The organism is Herbaspirillum frisingense (assembly GCF_047325095.1).
GTDB classification, from domain to species: Bacteria; Pseudomonadota; Gammaproteobacteria; order Burkholderiales; family Burkholderiaceae_D; genus Herbaspirillum; species Herbaspirillum frisingense.
This window is the reverse complement of record NZ_CP168558.1, coordinates 275,050-296,132: the sequence shown is the minus strand read 5'-3', so window position 1 is coordinate 296,132 and position 21,083 is coordinate 275,050. Positions and strand designations below refer to the sequence as shown.

General features: G+C 59.5%; 15 protein-coding genes, 2 tRNA genes and 3 rRNA genes. 6 read left to right on the top strand and 14 right to left on the bottom strand.

The window, feature by feature from the left end:
- The first annotated feature begins 17 nt into the window (after positions 1–17).
- The 4 genes from ureE (at position 18) to ACEOAC_RS01370 (ending at position 2,725) form a co-directional block, all read left to right on the top strand.
- A complete protein-coding gene (gene ureE, locus ACEOAC_RS01385) occupies positions 18–551 on the top strand; it encodes an urease accessory protein UreE (protein WP_006464634.1) in 534 nt (177 codons plus the stop codon).
- A gap of 3 nt (positions 552–554) precedes the next feature.
- Positions 555–1,235 carry an urease accessory protein UreF gene (locus tag ACEOAC_RS01380; RefSeq protein ID WP_413443593.1) on the top strand — a complete coding sequence of 227 codons (681 nt, stop codon included), beginning with the start codon at positions 555–557 and terminating at the stop codon, positions 1,233–1,235.
- A gap of 43 nt (positions 1,236–1,278) precedes the next feature.
- Positions 1,279–1,911, top strand: coding sequence for an urease accessory protein UreG (ureG, locus tag ACEOAC_RS01375; protein WP_234295095.1), 633 nt, complete (start codon positions 1,279–1,281; stop codon positions 1,909–1,911).
- 202 nt (positions 1,912–2,113) lie between these two features.
- The gene (locus tag ACEOAC_RS01370; protein ID WP_006464637.1) at positions 2,114–2,725 is read left to right on the top strand and encodes a HupE/UreJ family protein; all 612 of its coding nucleotides are present in this window, start codon (positions 2,114–2,116) and stop codon (positions 2,723–2,725) included.
- Here the strand turns inward: ACEOAC_RS01370 and glpD are convergent.
- The 5 genes from glpD to phnD form a co-directional block, all read right to left on the bottom strand.
- Positions 2,707–4,290, bottom strand: a complete 1,584-nt coding sequence (glpD, locus tag ACEOAC_RS01365) for a glycerol-3-phosphate dehydrogenase (RefSeq protein ID WP_413628646.1) — start codon at positions 4,288–4,290, stop codon at positions 2,707–2,709. The genes ACEOAC_RS01370 and glpD overlap by 19 nt on opposite strands.
- Before the next feature lie 18 nt (positions 4,291–4,308).
- Positions 4,309–5,142, bottom strand: coding sequence for a phosphonate ABC transporter, permease protein PhnE (gene phnE, locus ACEOAC_RS01360; RefSeq protein ID WP_006464639.1), 834 nt, complete (start codon positions 5,140–5,142; stop codon positions 4,309–4,311).
- Positions 5,135–5,950: a phosphonate ABC transporter, permease protein PhnE gene (phnE, locus tag ACEOAC_RS01355; protein WP_413445569.1), complete on the bottom strand. Its 816-nt coding sequence runs from the start codon at positions 5,948–5,950 to the stop codon at positions 5,135–5,137. The genes phnE (ACEOAC_RS01360) and phnE (ACEOAC_RS01355) overlap by 8 nt, the downstream gene beginning before the upstream one ends.
- Positions 5,947–6,717 (bottom strand): phosphonate ABC transporter ATP-binding protein, encoded by a 771-nt coding sequence (gene phnC / locus ACEOAC_RS01350; RefSeq protein WP_006464641.1) that lies wholly within the window; start codon positions 6,715–6,717, stop codon positions 5,947–5,949. The genes phnE (ACEOAC_RS01355) and phnC overlap by 4 nt, the downstream gene beginning before the upstream one ends.
- A 156-nt stretch (positions 6,718–6,873) precedes the next feature.
- Complete coding sequence (phnD, locus tag ACEOAC_RS01345) at positions 6,874–7,863, bottom strand: phosphate/phosphite/phosphonate ABC transporter substrate-binding protein (RefSeq protein ID WP_006464642.1); 990 nt, start codon at positions 7,861–7,863, stop codon at positions 6,874–6,876.
- Between the two features lie 258 nt (positions 7,864–8,121).
- Between phnD and ACEOAC_RS01340 the strand changes: the two genes are divergently transcribed.
- Both ACEOAC_RS01340 and ACEOAC_RS01335 read left to right on the top strand, forming a co-directional pair.
- A complete protein-coding gene (locus ACEOAC_RS01340) occupies positions 8,122–8,808 on the top strand; it encodes a response regulator transcription factor (RefSeq protein ID WP_077237274.1) in 687 nt (228 codons plus the stop codon).
- 4 nt (positions 8,809–8,812) lie between these two features.
- On the top strand, positions 8,813–10,216 hold the full coding sequence (locus ACEOAC_RS01335) for a sensor histidine kinase (protein WP_006464644.1): 1,404 nt from the start codon (positions 8,813–8,815) through the stop codon (positions 10,214–10,216).
- Between the two features lie 916 nt (positions 10,217–11,132).
- Here the strand turns inward: ACEOAC_RS01335 and rrf are convergent.
- The 9 genes from rrf to ACEOAC_RS01290 all read right to left on the bottom strand — a co-directional run bounded on the left by rrf (position 11,133) and on the right by ACEOAC_RS01290 (position 21,025).
- Positions 11,133–11,245 (bottom strand): 5S ribosomal RNA (gene rrf, locus ACEOAC_RS01330).
- A 137-nt stretch (positions 11,246–11,382) separates the two neighbouring features.
- Positions 11,383–14,254 (bottom strand): 23S ribosomal RNA (locus ACEOAC_RS01325).
- Between the two features lie 285 nt (positions 14,255–14,539).
- Positions 14,540–14,615: transfer RNA gene (locus ACEOAC_RS01320), tRNA-Ala, on the bottom strand.
- Positions 14,616–14,622: 7 nt separating this feature from the next.
- A tRNA-Ile gene (locus ACEOAC_RS01315) sits at positions 14,623–14,699 on the bottom strand.
- A gap of 119 nt (positions 14,700–14,818) precedes the next feature.
- A 16S ribosomal RNA gene (locus ACEOAC_RS01310) occupies positions 14,819–16,350 on the bottom strand.
- Together the 16S, 23S and 5S rRNA genes with 2 tRNA genes alongside form the textbook arrangement of a ribosomal RNA operon.
- Positions 16,351–17,050: 700 nt before the next feature.
- Entirely contained in the window at positions 17,051–17,392 is a 342-nt protein-coding gene (locus ACEOAC_RS01305) for a BON domain-containing protein (RefSeq protein ID WP_006463376.1), read from the bottom strand.
- A 232-nt stretch (positions 17,393–17,624) separates the two neighbouring features.
- The gene (locus ACEOAC_RS01300) at positions 17,625–19,007 is read right to left on the bottom strand and encodes a sigma 54-interacting transcriptional regulator (protein ID WP_241813640.1); all 1,383 of its coding nucleotides are present in this window, start codon (positions 19,005–19,007) and stop codon (positions 17,625–17,627) included.
- Between the two features lie 49 nt (positions 19,008–19,056).
- A complete protein-coding gene (locus tag ACEOAC_RS01295) occupies positions 19,057–19,557 on the bottom strand; it encodes a hypothetical protein (RefSeq protein ID WP_006463378.1) in 501 nt (166 codons plus the stop codon).
- The gene (locus ACEOAC_RS01290) at positions 19,547–21,025 is read right to left on the bottom strand and encodes an ATP-binding protein (protein ID WP_413444311.1); all 1,479 of its coding nucleotides are present in this window, start codon (positions 21,023–21,025) and stop codon (positions 19,547–19,549) included. Before ACEOAC_RS01290 ends, ACEOAC_RS01295 begins: the two co-directional genes overlap by 11 nt.
- Between the last annotated feature and the right edge of the window lie 58 nt (positions 21,026–21,083).

The window sequence follows — 21,083 nt, the reverse complement described above, 5'->3', positions numbered from 1 at the left end:
TTTCCTTAGAATCTTTCATGCTGACTCTCAATACCAAGATAGACCAGGCCGCGCAGATCGACGGTGAACTGGAACTGCCCTACGACCAGCGCGAGAAGAGCCGCCTGCGCGCCACGCTGCGCTCGGGCGAGGATGTGGCGGTGTTCACCGTGCGCGGTACCGTGCTGCGCGATGGCGACCTGCTGCGCGGCGACGATGGCCGCGTAGTCAAGATCATCGCCAAGGCCGAGGCCACCTACCGGGTCGATGCGGCCGACGCGCACCTGCTGCTGCGCTGCGCCTTCCACCTCGGCAATCGTCATACCCAGGCGCATATCGGCCATGCGGGTGGCGTGGGCTTCCTGCGTATCCGCAAGGACCCGGTGCTCAAGGAAATGCTGGAAGGTCTGGGCGCACGCGTGTCGGAAGAAGAAGCCGCCTTCGAACCGGAAGCCGGTGCCTATGGCGGTGGTCATCACCATCACGGTGACGACCATCATCACAATCCGCTGGCCCCGATTCCGCTGCGCCAGAAGATCCATCGGCCCAGCGACAAGAAGGACGAGGGCTGATCCATGCACGCCAGCGCCTTGCTGCATCTGCTGCAACTGAGCAGCCCGTCCCTGCCGATTGGTGCCTACAGCTATTCGCAAGGGTTGGAGGCGGCCATTGAGAACGGGCGGGTCAACAGCGAAGCGGCGGCACGCGACTGGATCGGCCATGCGCTGCATGAGGTGGTGGCGCGCTTCGAGGCGCCTATCTTTGCGCGACTGGTGGCGGCCTTTGAATCTCGCGATGTCGAGGCGGTCACGCGCTGGACCGAGCGCTTCGTGGCGGCGCGCGATACCTCGGAGTTCCGCGCCGAGACCATCCAGATGGGTTATTCGCTGGGCAAGCTGGTCGCCGACCTGAAGCTGGGCGACGCCGAGCTGCTGGCGCTGTTGCAGGCACAGCCGGAAGTGCCGCTGCCTACCGCACTGGCCTTTGCCACGGTGGCGCTGCAGGTGCCACGGGAGGCGGCGGTGCTGGGCATGCTCTTCGCCTGGGCCGAGAACCAGGTGCTGGCCTGCGTGAAGACGGTGCCGCTGGGTCAGGTGGCCGGACAGCGCATCCTGCTATCGTTGCAGCCTGAACTGGAGCAGGCGGCCGCGACCGCGCTGACGCTGGAGGACGATGATCTGTGCAACTGGGCGCCGGGACTGTCGCTGCTGTCGATGCAGCATGAGGTGCAGTACAGCCGCATCTATCGCTCCTGATCATTTATATCATTAACGTAGCTTCACGAACCAAGAGACAACCATGAGCAATCCCACTTCCAATCCGCTGCGCGTGGGCATCGGCGGCCCGGTCGGTTCCGGCAAGACGGCGCTGTGCGAAATGCTGTGCAAGCGCATGCGCGACCATTACGACATGGCCGTCATCACCAATGACATCTACACCAAGGAAGACATGGAGATCCTGCTGCGCGCCGATGCGCTGCCGGCCGATCGCCTGATGGGGGTGGAGACCGGTGGCTGCCCGCACACGGCCATCCGCGAGGATGCCTCGATCAACCTGGAGGCGATCGCCCGCATGAGCGCCGACTTCCCCGACCTGGACCTGATCCTGGTGGAGTCCGGCGGCGACAACCTGGCGGCCACTTTCAGCCCCGAGCTGTCGGACCTGACCATCTACGTCATCGACGTGGCCGGTGGCGAGAAGATCCCGCGCAAGGGCGGACCCGGCATCACCCGCTCCGACCTGCTGATCATCAACAAGACCGACCTGGCACCCTATGTGGGCGCAAATCTCGATATCATGGCGGCCGATGCCAAGCGCATGCGTGGCGAACGCCCCTTCGTGTTCACCAACCTGCGCAGTGGCGATGGGGTGGAGAAGGTGATTGAGTACATCCGCAAGCAGGGCTTGCTGGACCAGAAGCCAGTTCAATGAACGCGGCTTGAATCAATGACTACCGTTCGGACTGAGTAGGCCCGACAGGGCCGTATCGAAGACGTCACGACCGAGCGCCTTCGATACGCGGCAGAGCCGCTACTCAGTCCGAACGGAAAGCGCATCGTATCGACTGTGCGACGCTGCCCCTACAACTTAGACCCGCCTGTCATTTTTTACAGAATCTGCCCAAGGAGAAATCATGTTTGCACTCACCACCAAGACCCGCGCCCGTCTGGGCGTGCTGGCCGTCACCGCACTGGCGGCCGGCTCCGCGCTGGCCCACCCGGGCCATCCCGGTTCTACCATGGATGCCACGGCCAGCATGGCCGCCGGCTTCGCCCACCCGTTCTCGGGCGTGGATCACCTGCTGGCCATGCTGGCCGTGGGCCTGTGGGCGGCACAAAGCAAGCAGCGCGCCCTGTGGGTGCTGCCGCTGGCCTTCCCGCTGATGATGGTGGTGGGTGCGCTGCTGGCCTTCACTGGCCTGCAGGTGCCGGCCGTGGAAACGGGGATTGCTGCTTCGGTGGCGGTGCTGGGTCTGCTGATCGCGTTTGCGGTACGCATGCCGCTGTGGGGCAGCACGCTGGTGGTATCGCTGTTCGCCATGTTCCATGGCTATGCCCACGGTGCAGAACTGCCGCACGGTAGCTCGGCCGCCCTGTATGGCGCCGGCTTCATTGCCGCGACCGCGCTGCTGCATGCGGCCGGTCTGGGTATCGGCCTGGTGGCCGGCCAGAAGATGGCCGACCGCGTGGTGCGCATCGGCGGCGTGGGTATCGCCGCCGTGGGTGCCTACCTGCTGGCGGCCTGAAGCGATTGTTCTACCTCCGGCTGGCCGCCGCGCGCGGCCAGCCAGGCGTCCAGCACGGCCTCGCTGCCCTTGGGGAAATGCAGGCCGAGCTTGGAACGCCGCCACAGGATGTCGGCCGCGCTGGTGGCCCATTCGTGGCGCAACAGATAGTCCACCTCGGCGGCGTACAGCCCGCCCAGAATCTCTTCTCCCATCTCTTCCAAGCTCTTCTTTCCTTCCAGCAGCCCATGCGTGCGGCTGCCGTAGGCTCGCGCGTATCGCTGCAACAGTGATGCCGGCAGCCAGTAGTACTGCTGCTGCAGACTTGAAACGTATTGATCGAACTCGCGCACAGAACGGTTGGCCGGCTTCGTGCCGAACAGGTCGCCGCCCGGCAGGCAGCCGCCCTCGGTCCAGGCGCCGCGCTGGTTGCCGAGCACGGGGGCGATCATGTCCACCGCTTCTTCAGCCAGCTTGCGGAAGGTGGTGATCTTGCCGCCGAAGACGGAGAGCAGCGGGGCGCCCTGGGTGTTCAGGTCGAGCTGGTAGTCGCGGGTGACGGCCGAGGCGTCGGCGGCGGCATCCTCCAGCAATGGACGCACGCCGGAGTAGGACCAGACCACGTCGGCCGGGGTAATGGGCTGGTCGAAATAGCGATTGGCGAGCTGGCACAGATAGCCGATCTCGTCCTCGGAAATGGCGACGTTTTCCACCTTGCCTTTGTATTCGATATCGGTGGTGCCGATCAGGGTGAAGTCGCGTTCGTAGGGGATGGCGAAGACGATGCGGCCATCCGGATTCTGGAAGATGTAGGCATGGTCGTGGTCGAACAGGCGCTTGACCACGATGTGGCTGCCCTTGACCAGACGTACCGATTTGCTGGAGTGCACGTGGGCTGCGTCGCCCAGGAACTGGGCCACCCAGGGACCGGCGGCGTTGACCACGCAACGTGCGCGCACCTGCATGGCATGACCATCGGCGCGCCGCAGCACGGCTTGCCAGCCCTGGTCCTGGCGGCTCAGGGATTCACACCGGGTGCGGGTCATGATGTGGGCGCCTTTTTCGGCGGCGTCCATGGCGTTCAATACCACCAGGCGCGCGTCATCCACCCAGCCATCGGAATAGACGAAGCCACGGGTGAACTGCGACTTCAGGGGCGCACCCGAGGGGTGACGGCGCAGGTCCAGCGCACGCGAGCCGGGCAGCAGTTCGCGCCGGGCCAGGTGGTCGTAGAGGAACATGCCCAGGCGGATCAGCCAGGCCGGGCGCTGGCCCTGGTCGTGCGGCATGACGAAGCGCAAGGGCCACATGATGTGGGGAGCGCTGCGTAGGAGCACTTCGCGTTCGATCAGGGCCTTGCGCACGAGGCCGAACTCGTAGTGCTCCAGGTAGCGCAGACCGCCGTGTATCAGTTTGCTGGAGGACGACGAGGTATGTTGCGCCAGGTCGTGCTGCTCGCACAGCGCCACCGAGAGGCCGCGTCCGGCGGCGTCACGGGCGATACCGGCGCCGTTGATGCCGCCGCCGACCACCAGCAGGTCGTATTGCGGGGGATAGGTGATGCCTTCGGTGCCACGTGCTTTCATGCAGGCCTCGCTTCAGGATTAGAGAATGCGCTTGCGGATCTGGGTCACCACCACTTCGGTGACGATCACGATGGCGAAGATGGAGACCAGCACGGTGGCCACGCGCGGCCACTGGAACAGGTTCAGGGCAGTGTCCAGCACCATGCCCACGCCACCGGCGCCGACGATGCCCAGCACGGCCGATTCACGCACATTGATATCCCAGCGCAGCAGCACGATGGACATGAAGGCGGGCTTCAGCTGAGGCCAGTAGCCGTACCAGATCTCGGAGAACTTGCTGGCACCCGAGGCCTGCAGGGCTTCGATCGGACCACGCGGCATCTGCTCGATGGTTTCGCCGGCCATCTTGCCGACGAAGCCGATGGAGCGGAAGGCGATGGCCAGGGTGCCCGCCAGCGGGCCAGGCCCGAAGATGGCCAGGAAAAGCAACGCCCAGACCAGCGAATTGACCGAGCGGCTGGCCACCAGCACGATGCGGGCGAACAGGTTCAAGGCACGGTTGCGAGTCAGGTTGGGCGCGACCAGCAGACCGAAGGGAATGGCCAGGACGATGGAGAGCAGGGTGCCGAGGGTGGCGATGTGCAGGGTTTCGATCAGGCCGGCCTTCACGTCGGTGCCGAAGTATTCCCAGTCGACAGGCCACATGCGGGAGAGCATGTCGCTCATCTGTTCCGGAGCATCGTAGAGGAACTCGGGGATGATTTCGATATAGCGCAGCGACTGCACCACGGCCAGCGCGATGACCAGCCACACCGTGAAGCGCAGCACGCGCTGCAGCGGCGTGTGACGCTGCCATTCGCGCTCGGCCGGAGTGAGCGCGGCCGGGGGACGGGAGAGGACGGTATCAGACATTGAAGACCTTCTTGACCGAGTTCGCCAGCAGTTCGCCGACGACGATGATGGTGATGATGGTGACCAGGATGGTGAGCACGAAGTCGTAGTCGAAGCGCTGGAAGGCGGAGAACAGCACGCCGCCCACGCCACCGGCGCCGACGATGCCGACCATGGTGGAGTTGCGCAGGTTGGAGTCGAGCTGGTAGGTGGAGAAACCGACGAAGCGCGACATCACCTGCGGCAGTACGCCGAACAGGATCACGTTCATGAAGGACGCACCGGTGGCGCGGATGGCTTCGACCTGCTTGATGGAGATTTCCTCGATGGCTTCGGCGAAGAGCTTGCCGATGAAACCGATGGACGCGACGATCAGCGCCAGCACGCCGGCCAGGGCGCCAAAGCCGACCGCCTTGACGAACAGGATGGCCACGATCACCGGGTGCAGCGAACGGCAGACCGACACCAGTGCGCGTGCGGGCCAGGAGATCCATGCCGGCATCAGGTTGCGTGCCCCCATGAGGCCGATGGGCAGCGACAGCAGGATACCGAAGAGCGAGGCCAGCACTGCGATCTGCAGGGTTTCCTTGATGCCGCCCCAGAGGATGTCGCCCTTGGACAGGTCAGGCGGGAACATGCGGCCGAGGAACTTGGCGCCATTGCCCAGGCCGGACGAGAAGCGCTCCCAGGAGAATCCCAATTGAGTGGCGGCGTAGATCGCGTAGAGGGCGATCAGCCAGATCACCACGCGGGTGACCAGCTGCGGCTTGAAGGCCAGGCTCACGCGGGCGCCGGTGTTCTGTGGGGTGGGGGGAGTTGCGGTTGTCATGCCAGCCAGTCCTCGCCACCGTAGATCTGCTTGAGGAAGTCATCCGACAGGTTCTCGGCATTGCCGTCATAGATCACGTGGCCGCCGGACATGCCGATGATGCGGTCGGCGTAGCGCTTGGCCAGTTCGACATCATGGATGTTGACGATGACGGGGATCTTTTGGGCGCGACCTTGTTCCTTCAACAGCGAGATGATCTCGAAGGAGGTCTTGGGGTCCAGCGAGGAGGTCGGCTCGTCGGCCAGCAGCAGGCGCGGGCGCTGCATCAGGGCGCGGGCGATGCCCACGCGCTGGCGCTGGCCACCGGAAAGCGCATCGGCGCGCTGGTTGGCGAAATTACCCAGGCCGACGGTGTCCAGCAGCTCGAAGGCGTGGGCGATGTCTTCCTTGCTGAAGTTGCGGCGCCAGGCGGTGAACGCGTTGACGTAGCCCAGGCGTCCGCACAGGAGATTTTCCATCACGGACAGGCGCTCGACCAGGTTGTATTCCTGGAACACCATGCCGATGTGACGGCGCTGCTCGCGCAGGGCGCGACCGCGCAGCTCGGCCAGGTTCACGCGCTTGCCTTCGCCTTCGAACCAGATCGCGCCGCGGCTGGGGTCGACCAGGCGGTTGATGCAGCGGATCAGGGTCGACTTGCCGGTGCCGGAAGGGCCGATGATGGCGACCAGGCCGGCATCGCCGATCTTCAGGTCGATGCCCTTGAGGATGGGATGGCCGGGCTTGTATTCCTTGACCAGGCCCTGGATTTCGATGGCGTGTGACATGGGAGGCGCTTTCTCTGGTGATGCGCGGCCATTCGCGGGATGCGAGGGGCCGCAGCCCGTGCGGTGGGCACGGGCCGTGTTGCTTGATTCGGTGTAGGGCGGCTACTGCAGCACCCGGGCCAGGACGGCCACGGGTGGGAGGCTCAGGCCAGGTTCTTACTTCTTGCCGGCGTTCTGCTTGTCGTAGGCGGCGCGGTTGAAGGATTCACCGGCGGAATGGGCGACGAAGCGCACCATTTCGAAGTCCTTCTTGTAGTTGATCGGGTAGAAGCGATCGGAACCAGCGAAGGCCTTCTTCAGCTCATCGGTGAAGCGGTAGTCGTAGAAGCACTTGAGCATCTTGTCGCGGAAGTTCGGCTCCAGGTCATGCGCGTAGGCGAAGTCCTGGGTCGGGAATTTCTCGCTGTGCCAGATGACACGGAAGTTCTCGGCCTTGATCACGCCGCGCTCGACCATGCGGTCGAAGACGTCGGAGGCGATGGCGGCTGCGTCGTAGTCACCCGAGTTCACGCCCAGGATGGACTGGTCGTGCTTGCCGGAGAAGATGACCTTGTAGTCCTTGTCCGGGGTCACGCCCAGCTTAGGGAACAGGGCCATCGGTGCCATGTGGCCGGAGTTGGAGGAGGGTGCGGTGTGCGCGACCTTCTTGCCCTTCAGATCGGTCATCTTCTGGATGGGGCTGTCCTTGCGCACGATCACGTTCAGGGTATAGCCCTGGTAGCCCTTGGCGTCGCCAATGACAGCGAACGGCACGGCGCCAGCGATGTTGACGGCGAAGTTGGTGGGGCCGGGCGAGAAGCCGCCGACGTGCAGGCGACCGGAGCGCATAGCTTCGATTTCAGCGGCATTGGACTGGACCTGGAAGAACACCACCTTCTTGGCGGTGCACTGCGACAGGTAGTCGGTGAAGGGCTTGAAGATCTTGTCGTAGACGGCCGGGTCTTCCACCGGGGTGAAGGTGAAGACCAGGGTATTGGGGTTCTTCAGCTTCTTGGGATCGGTGGGGGTGTCGGCCGTGAGGTCGTTATTGGCGTCGCAGTATTGCTGGTCGAGGTCACCGCGGTTGGTGCAGGTGTCCTGGGCGAAGGCGATGGCCGGTGCGGCCAGGGCGAGTGCCAACAGGGTCTTGATCAGACGCTGGGTCATGCTGTCTCCTAGAGATGGTTTTGGTCTTGGTGCCGGTCGCGACGGCTGACAAAATCAGGTGCTGGCCGGCGATGTGCGGGAGTGTAGGCGAGGGGCGCGGCTTTTACTACTGCGGGACCTTGCCAAAGCGGGGGTTTCCTTGCAGCTGCCTTTCCGGTGGCTTTCAATCTGCTTTCAAAGCCCATCCGCACAGGGCTCGCGCTGGGGGAGGTTTGGCGGTATAAAGGCGGCTTACCAACGATAACGATATGGGACATCATGCATATCCTGCTGGTGGAGGACGACATCGACATGTCGCGTGCGCTGCTCAGGGCGCTGGAGCGACGGGGTTTTCAGGTCACGCATTGCGGCGATGGCATCAGTGCGTTGTCGCACATCAAGGATGGGGTCGGCGACCTGGTGGTACTGGACCTCAACATTCCCGGGCTGGACGGCCTGCACCTGCTGCAGCGGATCCGCTCGCAGGATATCGGCACGCCGGTGATCGTGCTGACCGCGCGCGGCGCGGTGGGCGATCGCGTGGTGGGTCTGAACGCGGGCGCCGACGACTACCTGGCCAAGCCCTTCGATCTCGATGAACTGGATGCGCGCATCCGTGCCTTGCTGCGGCGGCGCACCAATGCCGATGATGGCGTGCAGCGTTGTGGCGGACTGCGCTTCGATCGTGGATCGGGAGCCTTCTATCGTGGTGACGATCCGCTGGAGTTGACGCCGCGCGAGCATACGCTGCTCAAGGCGCTGATTGCCAAGCCGGGACATGCGGTGACCAAGGAAAAGCTGTTCCGGCTGGTATTCCCGATGGAAGAGAATACGCAACTGGAGGCCATCGAAGTGGTGGTGCATCGGGTGCGCAAGAAGCTCATGGAGACCGGTGCTGAGATCATGACCTTGCGCGGCCTGGGTTATCTGTTGCGCGACAGGCAGCAGCAGGGCGGCGGGGACTGAGGACGTGGCGCATCTGTTTTCGCGGCGCCGCTCGGTGCGCGCCTATCTGCTGGCGTGGATCATCTCGCCGATTGCCCTGTTCATCATCATTGATTCCTTCTCGTTGTATCGCAATACGCTGGAGTCGGTGAACACGGCCTATGACCGCATGCTGATCGCCTCGGTGCATTCCATCGGTGATCTGCTTCGTATCGAGAATGGCGAGCTGAAGGCCTCGCTACCGTATGCAGCGCTGGAAATCTACGAGGCGGATTATTCGAGCCGGATGATCTATCGCATCAATGACCTGGAAGGCAAGTTCTTCGACGGTGATGCCGACTTGCCATCCTATAAGGGCAAGGCGGACAAGGAGGCCATCTATCCGGCGCTGGCGCATATCTACGAAGACAATTACAACGGCGTCCCGGTGCGGGTGGCCGCACTGTTCCAGCCGGTGGTGACCAATGACCCGCGTGGTGCGGCCCTGGTGCAGGTGGCGGAGACCATGGAGAACCGCAGTGCATTGGCACGCAAGATCTTCTGGGAAACGCTGATCCGACAGGCGGCCTTGCTGGTGGTGATCGTGTCGGTGACCCTGTATGTAGTGCGGCGTGCCTTGCAACCTGTGGATGCCTTGCGCCGTCAGCTGGATGAACGGCCTGCAGACGATCTGTCTCCGGTGGCGCCGCCGATGGCGCCGCGTGAGCTGCAACCCTTCATCAATGCGCTGAACCAGTTGATGGCGCGTTTGCGGCGCCTGCTGGATCATCAACAGCGCTTTGTGGCGAATGCCTCGCACCAGTTGCGTACTCCGCTGGCGGTATTGAAGACGCAGTTGCAGTCTGGCTTGCGCGGGGATGCACCGGCGCAGGAGATCCTGCAGGAGATGTCCGGAACGGTAGAGCGGGCGACCAACCTGGCCAACCAGTTGCTGTCATTGGCCAAGGTCGAGCAGATACGGGGACGGGGTGCGCAGGAGGTGTGTGATCTGGGCATGCTGGCGCGTGAGACGGCAGTGGACCTGTCGCCGCTGATTGCGGAGAAGGACCTGGACTTTGAGCTGGAAGCCGAGAAGATACTGGTGATGGGACATCCGTGGATGATCGGCGAGCTGATCTCCAATCTCTTGCACAACGCCATACGGCATACGCCGGTGCGGGGACGGTTGGGGATTCGCATCAGCGCAAGGGACGAGGTGGCGGAGTTGCTGATCTGGGATAGCGGGAAGGGTATCGACGCACCGGCCATGGAAAATGTCTTCAAGGCGTTTTCCTCGAATGGATCTTCGTCAGGTGGACTGGGACTGACGATCTGCGGTGAGATCGTGGACTCAATGCAGGCGACCATCAGCTTGCGCAATCGGGTGGACGATGCTGGCCGGGTCGAGGGACTGGATGCGTTGGTGCATTTCAGAGCGGTGACTGGCTGAGTTTGAAAGGGCTGTGGAAAACTTAGATTTTCCCCGGCCCTGGAATGCGGGATGCTCTGATTGCAGGTTGTTGTCGAAGATGCTGTGTATAAGTATTTCTCTTGCCTGGGTTCTTGTTCCTGTTGTGGGCATCTTGGCTGGAATCCAGTCTGGAGGCGGACTTGTGGATAGATCAGCGTGATACTGTTGATCTGCTTATGCGTGTGAATTGTTAGAGATGCCGGCCATGCCGGCATTTTTATTGTCTCGCGAGATTACGGGCTTGATGGGCGGGTGTTAGTAATGTCGGTGCTGTGGTCGTATAGGAAGACTATGCGAAGGCTATTTTATTTTTGCTTGTGCATAAGATGATCGAGCGGGTGTGCCAGATCGTTCTGGCTGTGGATAAGACATCGACGCAGGTGCAACGGACGAGATGCTCGTCATCAATCACTGTGTATAAGTCTGATCGATTGCGTTGGCTCTAGTTGTTGTGAACTGTGGAATAGTTCAGCAGGAAGTCGCATCGGTGGGGTGTTGCGATGGGAAGCAAGCTTGGCTGCATGCCGATAACGGTGAGGATTGGGACACCGTCAGAGAGTTTTAGCGGGGCTATCCCCAGTGTTTGTGCACGATATTTTTCCCGCGTACTCGCAGTGTGCAGCAGTGGGTAGGCACTACTAACACAGAGGCATGGCCTCTACAACGCAACGCCAGCTGATTAGTAGGCAGCCGGCGGAGTGTCCGCTCCTTACCAGCTCTGCTATCCGCGTCACTTGAACCCAAGTTGAGGTCAGCCTGATGAGAGCAGGAGGGCGATGCTAATAAAAGCGGCCCTGTAGAATCGCATGCAGCCGGGTGGGATGGGTGCGTGTTTTTGCCGCCGCAAAGCAAAAACCCTCGCTACTTACGTAACGAGGGTTCTTGGGAGTAACAAGCCTGACGATGACCTACTTTCACACTGGTTGCAGCACTATCATCGGCGCGAAGTCGTTTCACGGTCCTGTTCGGGATGGGAAGGGGTGGTACCAACTTGCTATAGTCATCAGGCATAACTTGTATAGTTCCTTGCTCTCGAACGGAGCAGCAAGCAACTCAAACTGGAAGAAGTAATTAGATTCTGGGGTGTGATGCACTAGGGCAAACACAATATATGCTCAACTCGTCTATAACAGAGCTAATGTTATAGGAACAAGCCGCACGGGCAATTAGTATCAGTTAGCTTAACGCATTACTGCGCTTCCACACCTGACCTATCAACGTCCTGGTCTCGAACGACCCTTTAGGGGAATCTAGTTCCCGGGAAGTCTCATCTCAAGGCGAGTTTCCCGCTTAGATGCTTTCAGCGGTTATCTCTTCCGAACTTAGCTACTCGGCAATGCCACTGGCGTGACAACCGATACACCAGAGGTTCGTCCACTCCGGTCCTCTCGTACTAGGAGCAGCCCCCTTCAAACTTCCAACGCCCACGGCAGATAGGGACCAAACTGTCTCACGACGTTTTAAACCCAGCTCACGTACCACTTTAAATGGCGAACAGCCATACCCTTGGGACCGGCTACAGCCCCAGGATGTGATGAGCCGACATCGAGGTGCCAAACTCCCCCGTCGATATGAACTCTTGGGAGGAATCAGCCTGTTATCCCCAGAGTACCTTTTATCCGTTGAGCGATGGCCCTTCCATACAGAACCACCGGATCACTATGTCCTACTTTCGTACCTGCTCGACTTGTCAGTCTCGCAGTTAAGCACGCTTATGCCATTGCACTATTAGCACGATGTCCGACCGTACCTAGCGTACCTTCGAACTCCTCCGTTACACTTTGGGAGGAGACCGCCCCAGTCAAACTGCCTACCATGCACTGTCCCCGATCCGGATAACGGACCAAGGTTAGAACCTCAAACAAACCAGGGTGGTATTTCAAGGTTGGCTCCACAGAAACTAGCGTTCCTGCTTCAAAGCCTCCCACCTATCCTACACAGATTGGTTCAAAGTCCAATGCAAAGCTACAGTAAAGGTTCATGGGGTCTTTCCGTCTAGCCGCGGGTAGATTGCATCATCACAAACATTTCAACTTCGCTGAGTCTCGGGAGGAGACAGTGTGGCCATCGTTACGCCATTCGTGCAGGTCGGAACTTACCCGACAAGGAATTTCGCTACCTTAGGACCGTTATAGTTACGGCCGCCGTTTACTGGGACTTCAATCAAGAGCTTGCACCCCATCATTTAATCTTCCAGCACCGGGCAGGCGTCACACCCTATACGTCCACTTTCGTGTTTGCAGAGTGCTGTGTTTTTATTAAACAGTCGCAGCCACCATTTTATTGCAACCCTTTTGTCCTTCTGGCGCAGGCCAGTCAAACTACTTGGGCGTACCTTATCCCGAAGTTACGGTACCAATTTGCCGAGTTCCTTCTCCCGAGTTCTCTCAAGCGCCTTAGAATACTCATCTCGCCCACCTGTGTCGGTTTGCGGTACGGTCTCGTTAGACTGAAGCTTAGAGGCTTTTCTTGGAACCACTTCCGATTGCTTCGCGAACAAGTTCGCTCGTCTCATACCCTTGAATTACGCTGCCGGATTTGCCTAACAGCCTTCTTCGATACAAGAACCGGGACTTCCAACACCCGGACAACCTTCCGCGATCCGTCCCCCCATCGCATCTAACGACGGTGCAGGAATATTAACCTGCTTCCCATCAGCTACGCATCTCTGCCTCGCCTTAGGGGCCGACTCACCCTGCTCCGATGAACGTTGAACAGGAAACCTTGGGCTTACGGCGTGCGGGCTTTTCACCCGCATTATCGCTACTCATGTCAGCATTCGCACTTCTGATACCTCCAGCATCCTTTACAAGACACCTTCACAGGCTTACAGAACGCTCTCCTACCATATCCTTACGGATATCCGCAGCTTCGGTGACTGGCTTAGCCCCGTTACATCTTCCGCGCAGGACGACTCGATCAGTGAGCTATTACGCTTTCTTTAAAGGATGGCTGCTTCTAAGCCAACCTCCTGACTGTTTTAGCCTTCCCACTTCGTTTTCCACTTAGCCAATCTTTGGGACCTTAGCTGGCGGTCTGGGTTGTTTCCCTCTTGACGTCGGACGTTAGCACCCGGCGTCTGTCTCCCAAGCTCGCACTCATCGGTATTCGGAGTTTGCAATGGTTTGGTAAGTCGCGATGACCCCCTAGCCATAACAGTGCTCTACCCCCGATGGTGATACTTGAGGCACTACCTAAATAGTTTTCGGAGAGAACCAGCTATTTCCAAGTTTGTTTAGCCTTTCACCCCTATCCACAGCTCATCCCCTAATTTTTCAACATTAGTGGGTTCGGTCCTCCAGTGCGTGTTACCGCACCTTCAACCTGGCCATGGATAGATCACTTGGTTTCGGGTCTACACCCAGCGACTGAACGCCCTATTCGGACTCGATTTCTCTACGCCTTCCCTATTCGGTTAAGCTTGCCACTGAATGTAAGTCGCTGACCCATTATACAAAAGGTACGCAGTCACCCCTTTCGAGGCTCCTACTGTTTGTATGCACACGGTTTCAGGATCTATTTCACTCCCCTTCCGGGGTTCTTTTCGCCTTTCCCTCACGGTACTGGTTCACTATCGGTCGATTACGAGTATTTAGCCTTGGAGGATGGTCCCCCCATGTTCAGACAGGATTTCACGTGTCCCGCCCTACTTGTCGCAAGCCTAGTTCCACACCATCGATTTCGCATACGGGGCTATCACCCACTATGGCCGGACTTTCCATTCCGTTTTGCTATCGTTGATGCTAAATCTTGCAGGCTGATCCCATTTCGCTCGCCACTACTTTGGGAATCTCGGTTGATTTCTTTTCCTGTAGCTACTTAGATGTTTCAGTTCGCCACGTTCGCTTCGTTACCCTATGTATTCAGATAACGATGACCTTACGGCCGGGTTTCCCCATTCGGAAATCTGCGGATCAAAGCTTGTTTGCCAGCTCCCCGCAGCTTATCGCAAGCTACTACGTCCTTCATCGCCTGTAATCGCCAAGGCATCCACCATGTGCACTTATTCGCTTGTTCCTATAACGTTAGCCTCTTTTGCAAGAGCGTTATAAAGAAGCGTTGAGTTTTAGCGTTTGCCGTATTCCAAAGTAAGTCTTCTAATTGCTAAGATCACTTCGTAATACTTTGATTGATACAATCACACCCATTTTTACTTTCGCAAGAACCGAAGTCCTGGCGATCGTTTAAATGAATCTTTACTTCTTCCAGATTGTTAAAGAACAAAAACAGCCATTGATCGTAAAAGATCAAACCTAAATCACTACGCCATACGCTCAACGCTGACTTAGGTTTGACATTTCTTGGTGGAGGTTGACGGGATCGAACCGACGACCCCCTGCTTGCAAAGCAGGTGCTCTCCCAGCTGAGCTAAACCCCCGAAACCTTGGTGGGTCTGGTTGGGCTCGAACCAACGACCCCCGCGTTATCAACACGGTGCTCTAACCAGCTGAGCTACAGACCCGCTTGGATCAGTATCAGTAGCCAGTCGATGACCTTGTGTCACAGACCGCGCTTCACCAAATAACTGTTCTTTGAATTACAGCCGATAAGTGTGGACGCTTAACTTCGTGCGCACTCTAGAAAGGAGGTGATCCAGCCGCACCTTCCGATACGGCTACCTTGTTACGACTTCACCCCAGTCACGAATCCTACCGTGGTGAGCGCCCTCCTTGCGGTTAGGCTACCCACTTCTGGTAAAACCCGCTCCCATGGTGTGACGGGCGGTGTGTACAAGACCCGGGAACGTATTCACCGCGACATGCTGATCCGCGATTACTAGCGATTCCAACTTCATGGAGTCGAGTTGCAGACTCCAATCCGGACTACGATACACTTTCTGGGATTAGCTCCCCCTCGCGGGTTGGCGGCCCTCTGTATGTACCATTGTATGACGTGTGAAGCCCTACCCATAAGGGCCATGAGGACTTGACGTCATCCCCACCTTCCTCCGGTTTGTCACCGGCAGTCTCATTAGAGTGCCCTTTCGTAGCAACTAATGACAAGGGTTGCGCTCGTTGCGGGACTTAACCCAACATCTCACGACACGAGCTGACGACAGCCATGCAGCACCTGTGTGATGGTTCTCTTTCGAGCACTCCCAAATCTCTTCGGGATTCCATCCATGTCAAGGGTAGGTAAGGTTTTTCGCGTTGCATCGAATTAATCCACATCATCCACCGCTTGTGCGGGTCCCCGTCAATTCCTTTGAGTTTTAATCTTGCGACCGTACTCCCCAGGCGGTCTACTTCACGCGTTAGCTGCGTTACCAAGTCAATTAAGACCCGACAACTAGTAGACATCGTTTAGGGCGTGGACTACCAGGGTATCTAATCCTGTTTGCTCCCCACGCTTTCGTGCATGAGCGTCAGTGTTATCCCAGGGGCTGCCTTCGCCATCGGTATTCCTCCACATATCTACGCATTTCACTGCTACACGTGGAATTCTACCCCCCTCTGACACACTCTAGCCGTGCAGTCTCAAATGCAATTCCCAGGTTGAGCCCGGGGATTTCACATCTGACTTACACAACCGCCTGCGCACGCTTTACGCCCAGTAATTCCGATTAACGCTTGCACCCTACGTATTACCGCGGCTGCTGGCACGTAGTTAGCCGGTGCTTATTCTTCAGGTACCGTCATTAGTCCCAGGTATTATCCAGAACCGTTTCTTCCCTGACAAAAGAGCTTTACAACCCGAAGGCCTTCTTCACTCACGCGGCATTGCTGGATCAGGGTTGCCCCCATTGTCCAAAATTCCCCACTGCTGCCTCCCGTAGGAGTCTGGGCCGTGTCTCAGTCCCAGTGTGGCTGGTCGTCCTCTCAGACCAGCTACTGATCGTCGCCTTGGTGAGCTTTTACCCCACCAACTAGCTAATCAGATATCGGCCGCTCCAGGAGCATGAGGTCTTGCGATCCCCCACTTTCATCCGTAGATCGTATGCGGTATTAGCTAGTCTTTCGACTAGTTATCCCCCACTCTAGGGCACGTTCCGATATATTACTCACCCGTTCGCCACTCGCCATCAGGAGCAAGCTCCTATGCTGCCGTTCGACTTGCATGTGTAAGGCATGCCGCCAGCGTTCAATCTGAGCCAGGATCAAACTCTTTAGTTTAATCTCTGTTTTGTGCCATTTCTGGCTACCCCGAAGGGCATCGCTCTCTCAAAATACTGACAGGTAATTTCTTGCGATCTTACCTATATTTCTTGTGAGCATTTAATATTTAAAGTTTCCAGAACCGAGGTTCTGTCGCACTTCATTAAACGCCCACGCTTATCGGCTGTTAATTTTTAAAGATCATCTGCATCAAACGCGCCTGGCGCTGTTTGCATCGCTGCGAATCGTTTTGTTCGTCAGCAGCAGAGAAACGAGATTATGTAGCAGTTAGTTCATCGCGTCAACTACTTTTTTGCGATTCGTTTTAAATTTTTTCGTCTTCGCTTTTGCTACCGCTCGACTACTTCCATTTAAAACGTACTTGAAACTGCTTCACTACTCATCTGCTTCGCCCACCTTCGTCGCTTTGTTTTTCAACTTCGCTTCGTGTGTCGCGTCAGCAGGGGGCGAACTATAGCAACGCCCTCCACACCACGCAAGCACTTTTTGAAAAAAATTCGAAAATAATTTAGCCAATCCATAAAGCCGACCGGGACAATCGCCCGCAAACCCAAGCCCATCATGGATTACAGGACCTTCGCGGCGCGAATTGATGAATCCAAAAGAGATCGGGCCATCCCTGACGGGACGGCCCGCTCTCTTCTTGATTGGGACTCGGCAAAGGCGCTCGTCTCAATTGCGCCCCTACCTAGCGCGCTTATCCGGCCTTCACGATGAGGTCGCTCTTGACGTCGCGTACGCCTTCAATGCCGGCTGCCAACTGCAAGGCATGTTGCCCCAGCTCGGCACTGGGCACCGCCCCCTTGAGGGTGACAACGCCATCCTTGGTAGTGACGCTGATCTTCATGGCTGAAATCTGCTTGTCCTCGACCAATGCTGCCTTTACCTTGGCGGTAACAACTGAGTCATCTATATATGTCCCGGCCTTCTGAACGCTGGGCGCGGCGGCCCGCGAGGTATCCGCAGCATGGACAGCAGGCGCGGCGGTCATCACCAGCAGGCTGGCGGCCAGCAGATGGGAAGCGAAGGTCTTTTTCATGGCGTTCTCCTTGTAGTCAATTCACTCATTCCGACTCTGCTCTGAAAGTCTCTATATAGAGCAGCACTTGCAGCCCTAGTCGCAAAGGCCATGCCAGCAGAAGATCTTCCTTTTAAATCAATCACTTAGCAATTCAAGTGGGTGGAAACAGGCTCAAACCATGCAGCAAACCCCTCGTTTCCGTCGGCTTGCCACGACGTGCCACCGGCCTCTTCCACATAAGCCCTTGTTTTCAAAGGATTCCATCCTGTCGCTCCATGACGACGGGCTCCTCCCCGCCGCGGAAGCGCCGCGGATCAAGTCCGTTCTTCTGCAGCAAGCGATAGAACTCGGTGCGATTGCGATCAGCCAGCCTGGCCGCATCCGAGACATTGCCATCGGTCAGCTTCAGCAGGCGGACGAGATAATCACGCTCGAATTTCTGCTTGGCCTCGGCATAGCGCAGCAGGTCCAGGGTCGGTACCCTCAATGCCCGCTGCACCAGCGTGGCGGGGATCAAGGGTGCTGTCGACAACGCGCACACCTGTTCCACCACGTTGTAGAGCTGCCGCACATTACCCGGCCAGTGCGCCAGGCTCAGCACCTCCAGCGCATCCGGCGCAAACCCGGTCAGGCGCTTGGGATACTTGGCAGCGATGCTCTTGAGGAAATGATTGGCCAGCAGGGCGATATCCTCGCGCCGCTCTTCCAGAGCGGGCAACTGCAAGGTCACCACGTTGAGCCGGTAATACAGGTCTTCCCGGAACTGACCTTCGGTCATGGCCGCCTCCAGGTCGCGATGGGTGGCGGAAATCACCCGTACGTCCACCTCGCCGGACTGGTTGGCGCCCACCTGGCGCACGGTCTTCTCCTGCAGCACGCGCAGCAGCTTGACCTGCAATGCCATGGGCATGTCGCCGATCTCGTCCAGGAACAGGGTGCCGCCGTCGGCCGCCTGGAACAGCCCTTGCCGATGTTCAACCGCTCCGGTGAAGGCACCCTTGACGTGGCCGAACAGCTCAGACTCCAGCAGTTGCTCGGGAATGGCGCCGCAATTGACGGCGATGAACGGCTTGTCGGCCCGCGGGCTGGCCCGGTGGATGGCACGGGCCAGCAGCTCCTTGCCGGTGCCGCTGTCGCCACGGATCAGGATGCTGGCATCGGACGCTGCCACCAGGCGCGCCTCGGCCAGCAGCTCATCGACCCGCTGACTGCGGCTGATGATATCGGCGCGCCAGGCCTCATCCGGCGCTTCCTGGGCCGGTGCGGACAGGCTCAGCGCCTGGGCCACCTTGTCCAGCAGCACATGACCATCGAAAGGCTTGGTGAGATAGGCGAAAGCGCCCTTGGTCGTCGCATCGACCGCATCGGGGATGGTGCCGTGCGCGGTCAGCAGGATCACCGGCAGGGCCGGATAGCGGCTGCGGATCTCCGCAAACAGCGCCAAGCCGTCCATCCCCGGCAGCCGTACATCGGTGATCACCAGTGCCGGCAATGCAATGGCCAGCTGCGCCAGGGCAGCCTCGGCACTTTCCACGGCCAGGATGCGGTAACCGCTGGCGTTGAGGCGCAGGGTCAACAGGCGCAGCAGGTCGGGATCATCATCGACCAGCATCAGGGGGGCAGTTTTTCCCATCGGGACTCCAGTTCCAGTAAAAATGGAACGGGCCCCGACGGCGCTGGCCTTACTTGCCGCCGGCCGGCAGGGTCCGTTCGATGTTCTTCAGCGCTTCCAGCTTGTCATTGAGCTGGTCTACCTTGCGCTGCGCTTCCTTGAGTTGCACCGAAGACTTCTCGGCATTGTCGGCCACCCGGCGCAGATCGGCATAATGACCTGCCAGCAATTGCGCCAACGGCTTGAGCTTCTCCGCTTCGACGCTGCGATCGGCCATGACGTTCCATAGCTGGGCTTCGGCCTTGGCCAGATCGATGGGGTCCCGGGTGAGCGAAAGCGCCATCGCACGGCGTACCGTCGTGGCAGGGCCAGCCGGATAGGCGTTCAAACGCTGCACTTCGCGCCCCAGTTCGGCCGGCGACATCTTGCGCAACTGGGCGTTATAGGCCAGCAGTTCGTCGATGTTGCTACTGGACTGGATGAGCTGGACGGTCGAGGTGGGTGCTTGCGGCTGCGCCGTACACGCCGCCAGCACCATGCAGGAAGCCAGGATCAGGATCTTATTTTTCATCAGGGAACTCGATTCGGAAATGCGCCCCGCCCTCGCGCGGGACCAGATAGACCTTGCCACTATGGGCTTGCACATACTCGCGCACCACCGACAGGCCGATACCGTTGCCACGGCGCGCGCCCGGAGGCTGGTGCAGGCCCTGATAGAACGGCTCGAAGATGCGGGCCGCGTCCGTCGGCGCCACCCCCGGCCCCTGATCGATGCACTCGACCCGCACCAGGCCCGGCGCCTCGGTCAGCATGAAACGGATGAAGCCGCCCTCGGGGCTGAAGCGTACGGCGTTCGAAAGCAGATTGGCCAGCACGATGGCCATCTTCTCGGGGTCCACCACCACGGTACGTGCCGCCCCTTCGATCTCCACCTTCAGCTGGCGCGCCAGCCATTGCAGCCGCTGGTCATCGATCACCTTGTGCAGCAAGGCACGCAGGTCGACCGGCACCGGATGGATGCGCTGGGCATCGAAGGACACCTCGTTATAGCGCAGCAGGTCCTCGATCTGGGTCTGCAGCGACTGCGTATTCTGACGCAGGATGCGGGCAATCTCGCGCTGGTTCTCGCTCAACTGGCCGGCCACGCCGTCATCGAGCAGCGCCGCACCCTCGCACAAGGCCGACAGGGGCGTCTTCAGTTCATGCGAAACATGCCGCAGGAAGCGCGACTTCTCGGCCTCCAGATCGGCCAGGCGCTGGCGCAGCCAGTCCAGTTGCTGACCCAGGCGACGGATGTCGGCCGGGCCGCGCACGTCGATAGGCTGATCGAAGCGATTGTCGCCCAGCCGGCCGATGGCCTGCTCCAGCCGTGCCATCGGCCGCGACAGCCACAGGCCGAAGCAGAATGCCAGCAACACCGCCAGCACGATGGCGCCCACCACCTGGGCAGTAAGCAGCTGGCGCTGCTGTTCCAGGGCCGCGGACAGGGCATTGTTGCGGCGATCGACCTCGCGCCGGCTTTCCAGCGCGATGCGCTCGTTCAGGGCGGGCAGGCGGGCAAAGTCCTGGAACAGCTTGGCCTGCTCGCCCTTGTCCTTGCGCGAATCGGCTTCCAGCACGGCCGCCGCTTCATCGACATACAGGCCCCATTGACTGAACATTTCCCGCGGTGCCATCGGCAACGCGTCGGACAGCTCATCCACCGCCTGCCGGGCCTGGTCGCGCGCTTCGTTGAAACGGTCGTGGAAAGCGGTGTCATCCAGCACCAGATACTGGCGCGCACTGCGCTCCATGGCCACGGTGCGCTCGGCCAGGCGCTGTGCCGCCTCGGTCAGTTGCACCGCCTGCCGGGCGGTGTCCCGGCTGTTGGCCGACATGCGGTCCAGCGTGAACAGGGCGTGGATGGAGGTACCGCTGAGCAGGGCCGCAATCAGCAGGAACGCCGCCAGCAGCAATTGCCGGAACGACAAGCCGAGATAGCCGGGCTTGCGCGTGGCTGCCGATGGGGGCGGATGGGTGTGCTCGATGGCGTTCAACATGCGATTGATCTCGGTCCCTCAAGACTTGCTTCGTTACCCGGGCAAGCAGGAAGCCTCC